The organism is Paenibacillus sp. J2L1-98 (assembly GCF_056269405.1).
Genome location: NZ_JBWDNW010000002.1, coordinates 1 through 16158 on the forward strand (window position 1 = coordinate 1; position 16158 = coordinate 16158).

General features: G+C 39.5%; 20 protein-coding genes and 3 pseudogenes. 5 read left to right on the top strand and 18 right to left on the bottom strand.

All coding sequences use genetic code 11. From position 1 onward, the window contains the following. Positions 1-181 precede the first annotated feature (181 nt). The 4 genes from AC0YNZ_RS04645 to AC0YNZ_RS04660 form a co-directional block, all read right to left on the bottom strand. On the bottom strand, positions 182-682 hold the full coding sequence (locus AC0YNZ_RS04645) for a hypothetical protein (protein ID WP_475825529.1): 501 nt from the start codon (positions 680-682) through the stop codon (positions 182-184). Between the two features lie 176 nt (positions 683-858). Next, complete coding sequence (locus tag AC0YNZ_RS04650) at positions 859-1869, bottom strand: anti-sigma factor (protein WP_475825530.1); 1011 nt, start codon at positions 1867-1869, stop codon at positions 859-861. Next, positions 1866-2357, bottom strand: a complete 492-nt coding sequence (locus AC0YNZ_RS04655; protein ID WP_475825531.1) for an RNA polymerase sigma factor — start codon at positions 2355-2357, stop codon at positions 1866-1868. Before AC0YNZ_RS04655 ends, AC0YNZ_RS04650 begins: the two co-directional genes overlap by 4 nt. 661 nt (positions 2358-3018) lie before the next feature. Then, on the bottom strand, positions 3019-3420 hold the full coding sequence (locus AC0YNZ_RS04660) for a hypothetical protein (protein ID WP_475825532.1): 402 nt from the start codon (positions 3418-3420) through the stop codon (positions 3019-3021). Positions 3421-3662: 242 nt separating this feature from the next. On the opposite strand from AC0YNZ_RS04660, the gene AC0YNZ_RS04665 reads away from it, so the two are divergent. Then, positions 3663-3788, top strand: a complete 126-nt coding sequence (locus AC0YNZ_RS04665) for a hypothetical protein (RefSeq protein WP_475826172.1) — start codon at positions 3663-3665, stop codon at positions 3786-3788. Then, a pseudogene (locus tag AC0YNZ_RS04670) lies at positions 3752-3883 on the top strand (IS110 family transposase); the annotation flags it as partial. The gene AC0YNZ_RS04665 and the pseudogene AC0YNZ_RS04670, both read left to right, overlap by 37 nt. Before the next feature lie 401 nt (positions 3884-4284). On the opposite strand, the gene AC0YNZ_RS04675 reads toward AC0YNZ_RS04670, so the two are convergent. Together AC0YNZ_RS04675 and AC0YNZ_RS04680 are read right to left on the bottom strand one after the other, a co-directional pair. After that, complete coding sequence (locus tag AC0YNZ_RS04675) at positions 4285-4722, bottom strand: DUF5071 domain-containing protein (RefSeq protein ID WP_475825533.1); 438 nt, start codon at positions 4720-4722, stop codon at positions 4285-4287. 323 nt (positions 4723-5045) lie between these two features. After that, positions 5046-5693, bottom strand: coding sequence for a hypothetical protein (locus AC0YNZ_RS04680; RefSeq protein ID WP_475825534.1), 648 nt, complete (start codon positions 5691-5693; stop codon positions 5046-5048). Positions 5694-5798: 105 nt separating this feature from the next. Between AC0YNZ_RS04680 and AC0YNZ_RS04685 the strand changes: the two are divergent. Further along, positions 5799-6164: pseudogene (locus AC0YNZ_RS04685) on the top strand (cupin domain-containing protein); the annotation flags it as partial. A gap of 164 nt (positions 6165-6328) precedes the next feature. Then, the gene (locus tag AC0YNZ_RS04690) at positions 6329-7417 is read left to right on the top strand and encodes a LysM peptidoglycan-binding domain-containing protein (RefSeq protein ID WP_475825535.1); all 1089 of its coding nucleotides are present in this window, start codon (positions 6329-6331) and stop codon (positions 7415-7417) included. A gap of 616 nt (positions 7418-8033) precedes the next feature. Here AC0YNZ_RS04690 and AC0YNZ_RS04695 read toward each other — a convergent pair. The 5 genes and pseudogenes from AC0YNZ_RS04695 to AC0YNZ_RS04715 all read right to left on the bottom strand — a co-directional run bounded on the left by AC0YNZ_RS04695 (position 8034) and on the right by AC0YNZ_RS04715 (position 11253). Further along, entirely contained in the window at positions 8034-8486 is a 453-nt protein-coding gene (locus AC0YNZ_RS04695; RefSeq protein WP_047679368.1) for a VOC family protein, read from the bottom strand. 476 nt (positions 8487-8962) lie between these two features. Next, a pseudogene (locus AC0YNZ_RS04700) lies at positions 8963-9151 on the bottom strand (IS1595 family transposase); the annotation flags it as partial. A 70-nt stretch (positions 9152-9221) separates the two neighbouring features. Next, complete coding sequence (locus AC0YNZ_RS04705) at positions 9222-10469, bottom strand: DUF4153 domain-containing protein (protein WP_475825536.1); 1248 nt, start codon at positions 10467-10469, stop codon at positions 9222-9224. 72 nt (positions 10470-10541) lie between these two features. Continuing rightward, positions 10542-10763: a helix-turn-helix domain-containing protein gene (locus AC0YNZ_RS04710; RefSeq protein ID WP_475825537.1), complete on the bottom strand. Its 222-nt coding sequence runs from the start codon at positions 10761-10763 to the stop codon at positions 10542-10544. A gap of 10 nt (positions 10764-10773) precedes the next feature. Continuing rightward, positions 10774-11253: a DUF2975 domain-containing protein gene (locus tag AC0YNZ_RS04715; RefSeq protein WP_475825538.1), complete on the bottom strand. Its 480-nt coding sequence runs from the start codon at positions 11251-11253 to the stop codon at positions 10774-10776. 278 nt (positions 11254-11531) lie between these two features. On the opposite strand from AC0YNZ_RS04715, the gene AC0YNZ_RS04720 reads away from it, so the two are divergent. After that, positions 11532-11849, top strand: coding sequence for a hypothetical protein (locus AC0YNZ_RS04720; protein WP_475825539.1), 318 nt, complete (start codon positions 11532-11534; stop codon positions 11847-11849). Between the two features lie 466 nt (positions 11850-12315). Here the strand turns inward: AC0YNZ_RS04720 and AC0YNZ_RS04725 are convergent, their stop codons facing one another. From AC0YNZ_RS04725 to AC0YNZ_RS04755, 7 genes are all read right to left on the bottom strand, one after another. Further along, a complete protein-coding gene (locus AC0YNZ_RS04725; protein WP_475825540.1) occupies positions 12316-12741 on the bottom strand; it encodes an NUDIX hydrolase in 426 nt (141 codons plus the stop codon). Positions 12742-13013: 272 nt separating this feature from the next. Further along, positions 13014-13502 carry a hypothetical protein gene (locus AC0YNZ_RS04730; RefSeq protein WP_475825541.1) on the bottom strand — a complete coding sequence of 163 codons (489 nt, stop codon included), beginning with the start codon at positions 13500-13502 and terminating at the stop codon, positions 13014-13016. 48 nt (positions 13503-13550) lie between these two features. Next, complete coding sequence (locus tag AC0YNZ_RS04735; protein ID WP_475825542.1) at positions 13551-13868, bottom strand: DUF1572 family protein; 318 nt, start codon at positions 13866-13868, stop codon at positions 13551-13553. Between the two features lie 128 nt (positions 13869-13996). Then, a complete protein-coding gene (locus AC0YNZ_RS04740; protein WP_475825543.1) occupies positions 13997-14359 on the bottom strand; it encodes a hypothetical protein in 363 nt (120 codons plus the stop codon). A 913-nt stretch (positions 14360-15272) separates the two neighbouring features. Then, the gene (locus AC0YNZ_RS04745; protein ID WP_475825544.1) at positions 15273-15404 is read right to left on the bottom strand and encodes a hypothetical protein; all 132 of its coding nucleotides are present in this window, start codon (positions 15402-15404) and stop codon (positions 15273-15275) included. Between the two features lie 21 nt (positions 15405-15425). Further along, complete coding sequence (locus AC0YNZ_RS04750; RefSeq protein WP_475825545.1) at positions 15426-15872, bottom strand: hypothetical protein; 447 nt, start codon at positions 15870-15872, stop codon at positions 15426-15428. An 80-nt stretch (positions 15873-15952) separates the two neighbouring features. Then, on the bottom strand, positions 15953-16138 hold the full coding sequence (locus AC0YNZ_RS04755) for a hypothetical protein (RefSeq protein WP_475825546.1): 186 nt from the start codon (positions 16136-16138) through the stop codon (positions 15953-15955). Between the last annotated feature and the right edge of the window lie 20 nt (positions 16139-16158).

Here is a 16158-nt window from a genome sequence, read left to right on the forward strand (position 1 = left end):
CTCCTGGATGATGGAATTTTTAGGGCTATGACCCGTTGCGTACTTCCATCGTACCGAGGCGCTCGTTTTTTTGCAAAGCGGAAATTTAACGCTCTACAGGAATGCTATCGTATCCGTTAGTTTAACGCTCAAACGCAAATATGCCCCTGTAGTAAGTAAAGGGCAGCCGCAACAGATGCTATCATCGGCGTCGCCCTTTTAAGGATATGACCAGCAAGATAAACAATGTTAGAGAAATTGCAAGAACTAAAACGATTATGACAAATCGGTTATCTGTTTCTTTATTAATGGAAGATTTTTCTAACGAAACCTCTTGAGGGATTGTTATCTTAGAGGGTTCATATCCTGCTCCCAATGCTTTAAGTTCTTCATGTGCGGATGCAAGAGTCTTAGTTCCTTTACAAAGTCCTGTTTCAAGTCGATCTGGATTACCGTAAGCAAGAACGATATATTCTTCATTCACTTCGAATCCCTCATATCCACAACTTGCCGAACTCAATGCTGTATAAACAGTCGCTTGAGAACTCAATTCTCCTTTCCATACCGTTTTCACTTCGAATTGAGCTTTTACAGGATCTGCGGAAGACCACAAGAGCATGCATTGACAGTTAAAGGCTCGACCACAAACCACGTACCGAACACGAACAAATAACTCAGTAAGACCTTTGTTGTTCTTTTCCACATTTTTATCACCTCATCGAAATGGTGGAAATCCCCACATGTAATTAGACGAAACTAGCCTAGTATTGTTGCGCAATTCTGCCCGTTACTTCAATGCAGAAAGGGAGCAACTGCCGTGATGGCCTGCTCCCTTGGTGCGTTCAACTATCGTTACCCTTTAGTTCAACAAAGGACTAGTTAGTATTTATTTACTACAGCGCCCAAAGTTACTCCTCTAACGTAAGGCTGGCCACTTAGCAATTGAAGTTCTTTCGCTGTCCCAGTAACTACCACACCCAGAATACGAATATCACTCACATCAGGTTTGGCTTTATCCTTTTTTAAATAATTGTAAATTCGGTTGAACTCATAATGATACTGTCCTTTCAGTTGAACTCCCTGTTCCAAAGCATCCAGGAATTTTTTCTCCGTCACTTCAATCGGATCCGAATGGAAGATGCCAAAGCCTTTAACCCAATCTTCATCATCAGGTATTGCATAACTCTTATTTCCATTTCCGTCTATATAAGGATCATAGAATTGTTTGTTGTCATACGTATCCACCCAATACCAAGTCTGGGTTAACCCGGGAGGAGTCATCTGTTTCACTTCGCTTAAAGAATAATCTTTGTCGAAAGATACTGCCATTTCCACCAGCTTGTCTTGATCCATTTCCTGGAGCAAGGGAAGATCATTAAGGATTTTTCCGTTATAATTCACTTTTGGAATGTAAAACAACATTTTTCTTTGCCCGTTTAAACCGTTATAGCTGCGTGTATACTCATATCCTTGTTTTTCCATGGCCGCATCGGATAATGAAACAGTTTGCACGAGACTTCCCGTCAAGGTTGTAAAAGCAAAAAAGGGAACAACTTGATAATTAGTTTTTTTATTTGACCAAGGTATAGGTACTCCTTCAATCACTTTAACTGTATAAAACTGAAAGGTACCGTTCAAAAAACCGCTGTCGTTGACATGTCCTGTTTCCACTTGATTAGGTCCACTGATCAGCTTCATGATTTGCTCATTGTTCATCGCACGGCTATAACTCCAGCTTGTCAAATGGAGATTGCCGAGCATCACTCCGAAAAGAGCGATTACAGATACAAGCAGCGAAATGACAGCCGTGCGAATCGTAGATTTTCGCTTCGCTTTCTTGATAATTTTTGTTAAATTCTCCGTATCTTCCTCTTTGCGAGGTCCGTTCATCTAACTTCACTCCCATACCTTTTTTTGAACTGCTGTCTTGCCTGATACAGCGCCGCTTTGACATGTTCCATTCGCATCCCCAGCAGCTTCGCTATCTCCTTGTACGGCAGTTCCATCTCATACTTCATGATGAGAAGCTGTTTATGCAGCGGCGAAAGCTGACTGAGAACAATTTCTACTTCTTCTTTCTTTTCCTGCAGCAGCAGTTGGTCTTCAGGCAGATTAGAATCCGATATTTCCATTGTGTCGATCGGAACCGTAATCCACTTTTTTCGGCGGCAGAGATCGTAATAGTGGTTAATAGCTACTTTATACAGCCATGCGCTGAACTTCCCGTTTTCTATTGAGTCTATGTATAGAAAAGCTTTATACAGGGTCTCCTGCAAAATATCCTCCGCATCTGATGGAGAAGCGCCTAGTCGAATGAGGTAATTCCGGATTTCATTCAGCTTTGGCTGCAGTAGTTCGTAGATCTGTCCGACGTCCATGCTTCACCACCTTTCATAGGTATAACGGGCAGAAATCTGAAATGTTAATAGTCCTGCAAAAAATCGAGCAAAAAAATTAGGCTGCCGATTCATGCACCATAGGCAGCCTTGTATTATTTTTCTTTTCCAACTGTCTTTCCTACTTACCATTCCCTTTGATATTGAAAAAAGCGCGTTTATAAATCCGTACACGTAGTTAGAATAGCGATTATGATATACAAGCCTAACAAAAATTCCTCGAGCCAGCCCTCTTGTTGATCAACTATTCTTGACAATCCACCAACCCGGCGCAGAGACATGCACGGATGAGGATTTATTTTTACAATTTAGAAAGCTAGAAAAAAATGAAGTGATACAACAGCAACAGAAGCATGAAGTAAAACGTTCATCCAAACCTTTCGGGATACCTTTAAATCTTGAATCAACATTATGATCGACCATATGAAAATAATTAAAAAAGCTATTTGAACTAGAATACTAGGCATTATATAAGTACCTCCCACACTTGTCTTAGTTCAATATATTATGAACATGCGGGAATCGTGCTTCTTTCTCTCTACTATTTTAGCTATATTTAATCAGTTTTCTGCGTAGCTTAATAATATGAGCAAGCTACCGCAGCTTCAGCCCATCAAGTGTGTTATTAAACTATCGCGTACCTTTAGCTCAATGGAACATTGTTTTTTTCGCTACGGATAACACGGAAATTACTCGCTTTGTATCCATCTGTACTAGCTTTGAAAGTAATTTGAACTATATCCGAGTTAGAATCGTATGTCGTAACTTCCCCTTCAAGTATAAACTCTTGTTGAGGATAAGAATCCGATTTCCTGATTGGTATGATATGAGCGCCGCCGATGAGAAAGTTATTACCATATTCCTTTTCAAGTACGCTCATAATCTTAAGACGAAGTTCGAAAATAAGGACCTCTTCCAAGCCCTTACGTTGAATGTCGACATTATATTTAGTTGGTGACTCCTCGTTGTAAGCTTCAGCACAATCCATTACTGTAGAGTTGGTTACCCCTATTACCCAAATCAAAATTAGACCTCTCCACCACATGAGAAATAACCTCCATCTTTTTTGGTTATTTTGCCCAACCGATTATCGAACTATCCTGCCAGTTACTACAATGAAATAGGAGCAGCTGCCGCGGCAATCTGCTCCTTGATCTGATCGAACTATCGTACCCGTTAACATTCCTGTAGGTGTTAGTAGATCCGATTTGCAGAAGAACGAACGCCTCGCTAGGATGAGTATGTACTGGGTTGGAGCCCTCAGAACTCACCTTAGGAGGCGTTATTATGAAGTCTAGACTATTTAAAGCTCAAACTCAATGTGTAGAACGTGTTTCCGCTTCTACTCTTGTCATTGGCATCGACATTGCCAAGGAGAAACAGGGATTTCTGTTGTCCTTGTTAATCCAATGACGACCAAACGCAATAAGGAAAACAGAGACAACTCCCCATCAAAAAATGACCCAAAGGACGCTTTGGTCATTGCCGATGCAGTGAGCCGCGGGTTTCTCCGCGGATAAAGCTCAACCGCCACTAGCAGCTTAACAACTAAAATCGCAACCCAAACACGTAGATTAGCTCGTTCGCAGGATTTCACAAAGAAAGCACGGAGTACCTAGATTTTTACGCTTTAGGGCTTAGACCCGTTCCGTTAACGTTGATCGGACTCCACACCTTGGTTAGATAGGACGAAGGAATGTAAAGGCTTAGACCCGTTGAGATTTGGGAGAGTGAATCCCAAGGACCTTGTGGAGAAAGATGTGCAGCAAAACTTTCTGTGGAAGATGTTGTAAATAGACCGACACCTTCTATTCCCGCATGTCCTCAAACGGAACTGCCTAGCCGCGAGTATTCGTGAGAAAAACCTTATTCTCTGAGGGAGTTAAACTTATCAGTTAATAACGTAATATCACCATTCAGACTTTTCAAATATCTCTTGGTGGCTCACAATGAGATTCTCCATCCCAATATCTCTAATAAAACTTTTCAGCCATGCTATCCAAACTGAATCATTTTCTCTATTCGCCGTTATAAGGGCATCAATAATAAACGGCTCCAAGTCAAATCGATCCATCTTGGACATTATATCTACAGCCGCTTGGGCACCTGGCCAATTCATATCCTTTAATAAAAATAACAATTGAGGTAACATCTGAACTTGATCGGTGTATTTGAGTTTTCCAACTAAGCTTATTGCGCTATCCCATTGCTTCTTGCCAGTATCGGTAATTAACGAATTAAATAAGTGATGCTTATGTGGGATCAGTTTTTCTATTGCCTCATTTTGTTCTTCTTCTGAACATTCCCAACTTAATGAATCTAATAGAGAGCCTAGTTCATCCTTCATAGCTCTTCCCTCACTTTTCATCGCTTTATAATGCAAGACACTCGCTATTACTATCGTGACCCGTTTGCTTAACGAAACATGAAGCCATCCAGAAGGCTTTGGTCTCGGCAGCCTTTCCTGTGTTTATTATGCTCTAGTTACCCGTCGCTCGTTTAGTTTAACCAATGAGACTTATTACTCTTTAGTATACTTTTAAAATATCTAAGTCCTTTATTTCCGTAGAAATCTGCTTTTGGATATGTAACCTAACTGTTCCTTTATCGACTTCAGGTTTTATACTCTTGGCTTATTTTCCCTCTATAAGGGACATTTGCTACCTAATATCAATCCCTTCTTATCAGATAGATAGTATAGTGTGTCACTACATCCCCTTGAAAAAATATCCTCATCCACGGATTCTTTTCCGTGGTAAATGTAATTTTTTTAGCTTTATTATCATCACTACTAACATATCCAGTCAATCCAATAGGACGTTCTTTATACTTATCGAATTGTCCATAAAATACCCCATTGGCATTGCTTCGCCAATCCTCGTCTTGAGGAAACAGTGCCATTACATCATCAAAAGTATCACCAATACTAATACCTCTTGGCCCAACACATTCCCCAAACACATCGACTACAGCCGGTGTTGTTTCCTCAACGTAGTCAAAATAGATATATTTAACCACATCATTGGAAAAATACGTTTCACTGCCAGGGTCATTTACCTCTTTTTTAAGTCCGAACTCCACCATTTGCTCTTTGGTCCAATCCGAGCGTAGTAATTCAAAATCATATATTTCTTGTTCGGTTAATACCGCTAAAACTGGCACGCTTGTTTCGGGATTTGGTATGCTTTTCACAGGTGACGGCGATGGTGAAGGTGTAGTTTTGGATTGAGTTGGATCAGTCTTCATTGATGAGTTGGATTCAGTACACGCGCACAACATCATTGACAGAAGCACCAGTAGCACAAAAACTTTTTTCATGATTACTATCCTCCTAGTTAGAGAGCAAATCACGTCTTCAGCGAAACTTATAGCACAATAATTGGTTTAATCGTATTAATCGTAAATTTAGACGAAAAATAGATAATATCCATGTTAGACATTTATTTAAGTGCTAATAAAGTTGTGGAACCGCACTATCACCAGAATGCGGCCGAGTTAGTCTACTGTATTTCTGGTGCTGTAACTGTATCGATGCTAAACCCATTTACAAAACAAAATTCTCAGTTACTCTATTACCCCCGGTCAAGTAGTAAACGTTCCACAAGGATGGTGGCATTATGAAGTAGCTACTGCTGATACACTCATCTTTTAGCCATTTTTGATGCACCAACTCCAGAGGTGATTTTAGGTTCTGATATCTTAAAATTTACTCCGGCAAATATTATGTCGCATACCTACTGTCTTGATGAAAATAAATGGAAGGAAGCAATTGAACCAGTTAGACCATCGAACTAGACTGCCCGTTAGCTTAATAAAATGAGCAGTCCACTGCAGCGCCATTACATACGGAATACTTTGGGTACTAATGAATTGGCTGTTTAGGCCCATTCCACAGGGCTCAATAAGTCCGATAGAATAGGATTAAGTTGAGGAAAAAAGGAGAAGATTACGTTTTGAATAAGAGAAGCACACGCAGAAGTAACCTTTCCAAAGGCCGCCTAGCATCTTTAAAGCAAACAAATCTCATCATCTATCTGGCGATAGTCATCATTTTTGTTGCTATTTGCGGAGCATTGTACGGTAAATATACGAAAAAAGTTGATTCTAAACTTCCGCTTGCTGCTTCGAATACCGAGCGAGCCAGTGGGCTGAACAGAATTGGGGGGCCCTCTGATTCGGATTCCCTTAATAATGGGAATAGCGGGAACGAGCCATTGGCAGATGACCACATCCCCGCCAGAGCCCTTGACAGTGGAGAGGAACAAGAGTCTACAGAGGAATACAAAGATGTGACGGAAGAGCCTGCTCCTACTGCATCCAACACAACGGTCAAAGAAGGTGATAAGCCGAGTGAGACTCCTAAGCCTGCACAGAAAGAACAACCAACGCAAGAAAAAAAGGATTATGGCAATAAATCAATTGAAGCCCCTACTAAAACGGTGAAGCTTCCAACCACCTATGTTGTCCAAAAAGGCGATACGCTAAGAATGATATCCGAGAAGTTCTATCAATCTAAGGAGCATTATGCGCTGGTTGCAGAGTATAACCATATCGTGTTTATTAATGATATGAAAGCCGGAGATACGCTTAAGATCCCAGTATTGTCATCAACAGCCGGCTCGATAGATGGCAGCCAGCAGGGAACCAAAGACTATTCGAAAATTAATTTGCCGGCTACCTATCTGATCCAAGCAGGTGATACTCTGTCAGGGGTTTCCAGAATGTTTTACAAATCGGCGGAATATGTGGATTATATTGCGAAAAAAAACAAGCTTGATAAAAATGTAGGCTTGAAAGCAGGCACCAACCTCCTTATTCCGTCCCTGAAAAATTATAAGCTGGATGAAGAAAATGGCGCAGTAGAAACTTTACCCGATTACGAGACATCCGATCATACCGTAAAGAGTGGCGAGACGCTCTACAGCATCTCCAAAATCTATTACGGCTCCGACAAATATGTGATGTTCATTGCGGGTTACAATCATATTGTAAATATTGATGATGTAAAAGCCGGCACGGTGCTGAAAATTCCACAAGCTTAGGTCAACGAAATCTGATAGAAAAGGCTCCGCCATAGCGGAGCCTCAGATTATCGACTGGGATAGGGCAATTATCAATGCTATATCTCGGATTTACATTAAGATTATTAATAGCCTGAATTGGCACTTCTTTAAGACTTCTACTCCGTCAAAAATCATATTTACAACATTCCTTCGTTGTCACACCTGATCCACCCTAACCATCTCCTCATAAATAATAATAAGTTCTGACACACCCATATAAAAAAGGCTATGTTAAATCCTAATGTTGATCTTTACGATAAGAAAACCGCCTCGTTGAAGAGGCGGCTTATTGAGCTATCGTACCCGTCCCTTTAATTTGGTTTTGCATTGATTTCCGTTAAAGTTCATGCATCACGAAGTCCCCACGAGTTAAGTAGCTTGCTGCCGGCCGCGATGCGGTTAGTCGGTGCGGATGTGTCCCGGCAATTATTTCCTCGTTCCTTGTTTCCGGGACCGAGGGTCGCCCAGACCCGGAGCGTGAATGCGGTGTTTATATGATGCACCCGACTTCTTCGAGATACTTTCACACTGCTTTTCTGTTTCTATTTTTACTCTAGTAATGTATATTTCAGTTAAGTCTTCTTTTAAACGTCACTTATTTATTACCGAGTTGTTCCGCCAAACCGATTAGAAGTCCTTCATTTCCACGAATGTAGCAGAGCCGATACGAGTCCTCGTACTGAACCACTTCGCCAACGAGCTGAGCACCATACTTAGTGAGTCTGGATACCATTTCGTCAATGTCTTCAACGGTGAACATGACGCGTAGATAACCGAGGGCATTTACAGGAGCAGTTCGGTGATCTGATATAGTAGGTGGGGTGAGAAATCGCGAAAGTTCAAGTCGGCTGTGGCCATCTGGGGTAACCATCATAGCAATCTCTACACACTGTGAACCCAGCCCGGTTACGCGACCAGCCCATTCACCTTCGACAGTAGCTCGCCCTTCGAGCTTCAAGCCAATCTCTTCGAAGAAAGAGATTGCGTCATCAAGGGATTCTACAACGATGCCAACATTGTCCATTCTTAGTAATTTGTTTTTTGCCATAGTTTTATCTCCTTATGTGTACAAATTTATTACCTGATCATCTTCATATTTATTCTATCAAGAATTACTAATTCCTTCCAAACGATTAACATCTTGTCACAGTTCATGATAACAAAGATAAGTCACAGTATAGTAAAATGTGAAATTTGGTTTTCGGATATGTCATACTAACTTTTATTCTACGAAATTCAATTCGTAATTACCGTAATAAGATCGTTTTACGTAATAAAATTACGTAGATACCCCTTTTCTAAACTCCTAATATTTTTATACTTTAACAATTCGGAGTTACGATACTATCTCCTGCTTATTATTCTTGATCATTAAACTAAACTGCCTAAACTGCCCGTTAGTTTAACAAGTATAAGCAGAAAGCCGAAGTTTGTCATTCGTGTCGGTCACAGAAAACAGGCATGATTTCACCAACATATTTTTCTTATTCGATGCTGTATTCTCATATTCCTTGCTGTCTAAGTAACATTCCGTTTGCCCTTTTCGGAGAATAAGAAATACGTTTCGTCCATTTCAACGATTCCTTGGAACGCTTCAGTTGGAATCTGCTTTAGAGCGGCAAGAATCTTATGTCGCCAGTAAAACAAGGTGACGTGCGTGACTTCACCATTTAACTGCTCTGCACATTTTCTCAGTGAATAACCCTCAATCATAAAGTTTAACATAGCCTATAAAAAAGTAAGAGAGTGTATCCCTGCCCAGGCGAACGGCAACAGAGCCTTTCTAATTAAAGATTAAAGGAAAAGTAAATGTAACGAAAGCTGCCCAAAGTCCGTAGACCGGCAAATACTTAGTAACGGCATCTTGGATGGTTGAAGGTCCGGTTTTGTTTTGTAGAAAACGCATATAGGAAAGCATAATCCAAATTAGATTGGCCCAGATAAGTATGTTTACGCCTAAAACAGCAAGTCTGTTGGGCGTAATTCCATAAGAAGAAAGCCTGAACACTATGGCTGATAAAGCCACACTGTCAATGATAAGAGCAAGAACAATTAGGACAAAATTTATATAATCAGAAATTTTCATTTTCTCGTCTTTACCGCTTTCGGTAATGGAGAATATGGTGACGGCCAATACACTAAGTAGTATTCCGTTGAAGGAAATGAGGAAATTGCGGTCCAAGAATGGATTTTTTCCGACCCAAATAACCGTTATAAGATAGACCAACAATGTTGCCAGTACAAGAGGACTGAAAATTTTGGCTATATAGGGTGCTATATTTTTAGCAAGTTTAAGGTTCCTTGATACCAGGTATGCAGCCACAATTGCGAGAGCGGCAGCACCAAATAAAACGACATTTTTAAAATAGAATTCAGATATATCCATGCCGACAAATTTAAATAACTGCATAGTTAATGCTGTTAGCAGCATTCCGCTAATTGCCATGCTGGCGTAGAGTATGCAAAATTCCCCATTAAATTTAAGATAGGCTAATCTTGTTCTGCCTATGCCATATTCATTACCTGTAAATGCAAGCCCTAATAATGCCCATAAGAAAATGGGAAGGTGCAGATAAGCCAGGATTATACTGTCTTTATGCTCTAGTGGCAGCATATTTAGATAAAATCCGGAGATTAGGAACAACGATGCAAGAGTGTAAAGAACATTTTTTTTTGGGGAATTATTGTATACAAAATAGGTGGCAATAAAGGGAAGTATACCAAAAACAAGGTTAATAGGAGCTATTACCTGCTGATCGGAAAAATGAAAAATTATCCTGGTGCTAATCCCGGCCAGAACTGCTAATATGCCCATGAACAAGAAATTTTTCTGAAGCAAGGAAGCTTTTTCTGTATTTGCCGTCTCCTTGAAATGCAATCTTTCATACCAAACGGCAAGAACCTGCGACTCAGGGTTTTGTTCCCAGGCGTATGAGAATGACTTTTTAAAAGCTTCGGGATCTTTTCTAAACATTCTCTCCAACTCATTGGGGTTAGTAATATTTTCAATAACCAGATTGTTAATGTCCATGGTTATACCCTCCCCTAATAATTGTCATATTAAGACCTACTTTCCTCCACAATGTTTATTAACCAAACTTTATTATGCTTGAGTGTCTTCGTCACTTCTGTATTCTAAAATATCTCCAGGCTGACATTCTAAAGCCTTACAAATCGCCTCTAAAGTGGATAATCGAATCGCTTTTGCTTTTCCATTTTTCAATATAGAAAGGTTAGCCATTGTTATTCCAACCCTCTCCGAAAGTTCTGTTACGCTCATTTTCCTTTTAGCCAACATCACATCAATATTGATTATCATCGCCATTATTTTCACCTCAGATCGTTAAATCATTTTCTGATTTTATATCGATAGCATTTTTTAATAGCTTTTGAAGAACAGCTGCAAAGACTGCAACCACCATGCAACCAAAAATAATGACCATTCCGATTACTATAATACCTGGGGCATCGTCTGCCTCTGCCATGAGATATATGAGTGGCATAAATACCACATATAAGGCACTGATGGTAATGGCACAGTTTTTGATATTCTTTAAAGACTTTACAGATAATTCCGAAAACGACTGGTTCTTGTCAATATAGCTTAAAAGTTTTAAAGTCTGGTACAATGCAACGAAAAATACTATCGCTGTTACATACAACCCGATTAAAAAGGGATATTGCAAAAAATCTAACTTAGGATTTAATTCTGAAAAAAATTCAGCTATCCCAGGTAACAAAAATATACACAAAGCAAGGACAGGAAGTCCCATAAGAACAACAGCGAACTTTAAAAAGAATGTTTCTTGTTTCATAAAATGCACCTCACATAGTTATTGTCAATTTGAATTTATCACAAAGCTTATCGTTTTACAATATGTTTTGATTGTAATGCGATTCATTATTATTGTTTCGTAAAATCCCTTTAATTTTGTAAAATATAAAAAGCATTTCTCATTGCAAAGAAATGCTCTATAACTAAAACTATTCGCCCGACTTAATGAACGGTTTCAATAATGGAATCTCTTCAGGCCTTAACTTAACCAGTCCAAGTTCCGACATAGAATATAACAAGATATTAGGGGAGATAAATTTGTCACCAAATAAAAGAAAAAAACTATACAAGTCACGCGCGCTTCTGGCGATTATGGAGCGGATCTCGTTATTTCTAAATCCGAAAAAAACAACATTGTACAAACCAAACGCTGGAGGTCGCATGTTCGTAATCATCGCATTACTATTCGCATGCATCGGCATATTCGCGGGCTCAGCGGCGGGACTCTACGCAGTCCTTGAACTGTGGTTCGGTCTTGGCATGACTTACGTTGAATGCTGCGTAATTACCGCAGTCTTATTCATAACAGCGGTAATCTTAATGTTTAAGGATGCGCGTGAACTTGAGGAGGATTAAACACAATATAATCGTCTGTATCCCGATTGAACAATCTGGGGGAGTTTTCAATGCATAAAAGAAATAAACAACCATTTTAATCATTACGGTATTAACCTGATCACTTTGTCATTGTAAATTTTTAACTTAGCTTCAAAACCACTTCTATTCTGTTCAAAATCCCGTGTCCATTTATACATCATCTTCAACATCAATAGGTCTGGCTTATAATGACACTTTTCAATACCGAGCTTTTGCTTAAGAAATCGTGTTAGGATCCTAATTCTGCGTTTCCACAATGGGGTATCAAGGAATATGATTGTATCTGCCATTTGATACAAACATTGATAGGAATCTCTATCTGTTCCTTTAAATATCCATGCTCCTTTTTTATCTATTTCCTTTATAGCTTCAATTTGTTCTTCTGCAGAATGTTTATATCGTCCCGTGGGTGTTTGATGATGGACTATGGAGTACTTATGGCGCTCTAGCAATCCTTAAGCGGAATGGAAAATTCAACATAAAAAGGATGAAGTTTTTCATTCAAGCAAAGCTCAATTCTTTGCTTAAAATTCCCCCAATTTACCATCTCTAATGCTGTTTCGATTGGAAAAAATCCTACTTCTAAAGACTCAGGGGTAGTTGTTAATTCTCCTCCGACTGGTCTGCCTAAAAATAAAGTGTTACAAATACTACCACTTACATTTTGAAAAACACCACAAAACTTTGTCACTTCTATATCTATGCCGCTCTCTTCCTTTGTTTCCCTTATCGCTGCATCTTTCAATGATTCACCTTCTTCAACCTGCCCTCCTGGCATTTCCCATCCTCGTCTAGGTCCTTTTATCAATAATATTTCGTTACGCTCATTAACTACAATTGTTGCCGCAGAAACTATATGTTTTGGAGCCACTTCATCGTCCTCCCCTTTTTTAATCAACAAAACTAGATTACCACTAATTCCCTATTGCTGCATACTGCCCTTTAGCTTAATAAACAACAAGGAGCAGCTGCAAACTGCTCCTTGTTTGTTCAACTATCGTACCCATTATCTGAATAATCAGTTGAGAAGAAGATCCGCGTTAGTCTATATGCCTTCATTGATGCATCGATCTCTAGTCGCCAGTGGTTGTAATGCATGATGTTTCTGGAGTGTATTCGTAAATAAAGACTTTTTAAACCTAATTATTTAAGGAACTCGTCGACTTTGGCTTTCATTGAGGTTATTGTCGTTTTTTTATATTGGAGTCCTAATCGTAGAACTTTTATTTTTTGAGACCGAGATAAGTTATTGAAACGTGGATCTTGTTTGAGGAATCTTTTTATAATAGACCAACTGCTTCCAACTAACCGTTCAGGTTTAACATAGGGAACATTATCAGGTAGTTTTTGCTTCCGGAAATGGTGAATAAGCGAAGATAGCTTAGTGGAAACCTTGCTTTCATCCACCAGACATGCTACGGTATTTTTCTTAGTATGCTTTTTGAGGAAATCAAAATGATTGTGCCCGCTTATTACAATATAACCACCTTCTGCTTTGCTCTTACGAACAATGAGCATGTTCATGCAATCCTGGGCTGTTTTACGCAATTCCTTGATCCGTTGAGTAATTTTGATGGACATGCTGCCGGGTTTAATTTTGTCCAGAGGTAAATACCTTACTGTATATCTCATAGGTAAATTCGCCCTCCTTTTTAACATTTATGTAGTTTATGCTGATCCTTAGCTCTCGAACACTCTGGCTAATAACCGAGTGGATCGTTTGGTATGAATAATCGTCTCCAGTTCTGATTTCTTTATATACGTTTGATTAAGATCATCTTCACGAAATCTTTTGACTTCTTCGTCTAGAATTCCTTTAGCGATTCTTTCTTGAATGTTTTCTTCTATATGCTTGATTAGCGTGGATACACTATGACTTGTTTTATCAGGTCTCCAATTGAGTTGCTCATCATCGAGCTTGTCAATAGCTTTAAGGATTCTTCTTCGAATTTCTTCAAACTTTTTTGTTAACCACTCCCGATTAAAATCATATCTCACAGTAGTTCCTCCTTGTATGCTAAAGAACAGCTGCCGATTTGGTGGTTGTGTTATTATGCTATCGTCTTTCGTTAGCTTAACAACAAAATATCCTATTACGAAACAGAGTTCACTTCCAATTCATCAATCTAGCGTTGATTATCATTTTTTTCAAGGCTGTGTTCACTCTTACCAACAACTGTTTTTTTGTCCAAATCAATAAAAACCATAAGATTTCCAGAAGAATTAGTTTCAGTATGATTAAAAGTAACGGAGTAGACTTCTTCTTTATTATAGTTTTTATCAATTACAGATCCTATTTCACCATTTACAGTCACTTTCTTTACAATTGAATCTTTAGGGCTTGCTGGAATCAAATCCTTTTCTTCATCCGTAAGGCTGCTGAATGCTACCATCTCAATCGGCATTACTTTTTTTGATTCAAATAAATTACAACCAGTCAAAGTTAATGCTAAAAGAAGCAGTATTGGAATAAATGCTAACTTGTTCAAAATATCCCCCCCATTTCTATTTGAGACGTGCCCAATTGCTTAACGAGGCTGCTGATTATCTTCAGCAGCCTCGTGGTGTTGTTTATTGTGCTATCGTTCACGTTAGCTTAATAAGAAATAGGTATTCTAATGCAGGGGAACTTCGATTTTCCCTACTAATTCTCTGCCTGGTTTATAAAGTATTTCATATTACCGCTAACTTGAATACTTAACCCTAACCCAACTTCACGAAGTATTTCTTGCAACTCCTCAAAATTTTCTTTATCCTCTTCGGTTAAAACAGCAATTTTTTTTCTTTTTGAATTGCATTTGAGCCTTCCACTAAATTATGTTGAACCTCAGAAATGAATATCTGTTCCTTTACAAATTTCATCTTCATATATCCCCAAGCCATATTACCCTTATTGATTCAAAACATTAGGAAAAGGGTAAACATACGATAAGTGGGAATTGGTATTGAAAAACAGCGAAATACGGAATTCAATTTTTGTTTCCGAAAGGTTGTTGATTCACCATGAAAACACGAAGAAGGATAAAAAGATCGAGATTTCTGCTTAGATACTTTTTGAGTATGACTTAGTATTAGAAGTGCATTTTTGAAATAAACCGCTTCCCACTATAAGAGGACTCTGCAATATAATTCGCGGGGTCCTCGCTTTTATGATGCTATCAATCAATTTCTCCTTTGTTATTACGCTATCCTGCCCGTTTGTATAGTTGAGTGTAGGGACTACCACGCGGTAGCCCCTTCGTCTTGTTCAAGATCAGTCATACAGGATCAGCCCGTCAAAATAATCGGTGAGGTCCATATACTCATCGCCCATGTAGTACCAGACGTCTTCGCCTGTGAAAATCTATAGCTTCACATAGCCGCGCTCGTCGTCGCCGAGGAACTTCACTTTGTCACCGGGTTTCATGGAATAGGCTCCATTCTTGCCGTCTTTCTCTTCTGAACGGTTAGCACCTTCTTGACCGTTAAAGGCGTCGGCGGCGTCATCGTATAGAAATCCTGCTGCTGTTCATGGAGCTTATGATCCGCATCCAAACGGAATACCGCGTCACGGTATCAGGTCTGGAAATACCTGGCCTGTTGTGCGCTAACCACTCGCCCATGACCATCAAACATAGAGCTGAGCACCGAGAATCCGGGAAGCTGGCCCATCAGCTTGATCGTCTGACCATTGTAGTAGTAAAAGTACGTTTCTCTTAGAAAGTCCATTTGCGACTCCATTTGAATAACAATCTCGAAATACGGATCATCGATATCCAGATCGACAATATCGAAATAAGGTAGCTGTTCGCTATCCACATCAATGGTGACATTGTTCACCTTCAGCTTGTAGGCTTCCAATTCCGATGCCGGGGAGATCAACTGGATCTGGTCATTGCGGCCATCCCCGTTAAGGTCAACCATCATTTGCCGCCGTTTAAAACTTGCATCCCCCTTGTAATCCCGCAGATGATTATCATCCGAAGTTGATCCTACCGTTAAGCGGAAAATATTTTGTGTCATACACGATACCGTCGAAATTATGATGATAAGAAAACAAGTCACAAAAGAAAAAAACGCCATGGTTTAGCGGAATTACTACATTAATCTTCGCTGTCAGCATTTTCGTCATTTGGAACAAGTGTAACAGCTCGTATAATAACGTCTGGCTGCATTTGACGAATAATCACTTTGGCTTCAGCTACATCTATGGCTTTTACATTTCGGTAATACACCACACCATAGTTATCCTGATATTCCACCGTAAATTCCGTTTGTTCGTTTTCCATATTTGCCACCTGCCGTTAAT

Bases quoted from the DNA above. Each gene is read 5' to 3' on its own strand.
- AC0YNZ_RS04705 (WP_475825536.1), bottom strand. From the start codon at position 10,469: ATGGACATTAACAATCTGGTTATTGAAAATATTACTAACCCCAATGAG.
- AC0YNZ_RS04710 (WP_475825537.1), bottom strand. From the start codon at position 10,763: ATGGCGATGATAATCAATATTGATGTGATGTTGGCTAAAAGGAAAATG.
- AC0YNZ_RS04695 (WP_047679368.1), bottom strand. From the start codon at position 8,486: ATGGCAAAAAACAAATTACTAAGAATGGACAATGTTGGCATCGTTGTA.
- AC0YNZ_RS04715 (WP_475825538.1), bottom strand. From the start codon at position 11,253: ATGAAACAAGAAACATTCTTTTTAAAGTTCGCTGTTGTTCTTATGGGA.
- AC0YNZ_RS04660 (WP_475825532.1), bottom strand. From the start codon at position 3,420: ATGTGGTGGAGAGGTCTAATTTTGATTTGGGTAATAGGGGTAACCAAC.
- AC0YNZ_RS04730 (WP_475825541.1), bottom strand. From the start codon at position 13,502: ATGAGATATACAGTAAGGTATTTACCTCTGGACAAAATTAAACCCGGC.
- AC0YNZ_RS04755 (WP_475825546.1), bottom strand. From the start codon at position 16,138: ATGGAAAACGAACAAACGGAATTTACGGTGGAATATCAGGATAACTAT.
- AC0YNZ_RS04655 (WP_475825531.1), bottom strand. From the start codon at position 2,357: ATGGACGTCGGACAGATCTACGAACTACTGCAGCCAAAGCTGAATGAA.
- AC0YNZ_RS04675 (WP_475825533.1), bottom strand. From the start codon at position 4,722: ATGAAGGATGAACTAGGCTCTCTATTAGATTCATTAAGTTGGGAATGT.
- AC0YNZ_RS04665 (WP_475826172.1), top strand. From the start codon at position 3,663: ATGAAGTCTAGACTATTTAAAGCTCAAACTCAATGTGTAGAACGTGTT.
- AC0YNZ_RS04680 (WP_475825534.1), bottom strand. From the start codon at position 5,693: ATGAAAAAAGTTTTTGTGCTACTGGTGCTTCTGTCAATGATGTTGTGC.
- AC0YNZ_RS04650 (WP_475825530.1), bottom strand. From the start codon at position 1,869: ATGAACGGACCTCGCAAAGAGGAAGATACGGAGAATTTAACAAAAATT.
- AC0YNZ_RS04750 (WP_475825545.1), bottom strand. From the start codon at position 15,872: ATGACACAAAATATTTTCCGCTTAACGGTAGGATCAACTTCGGATGAT.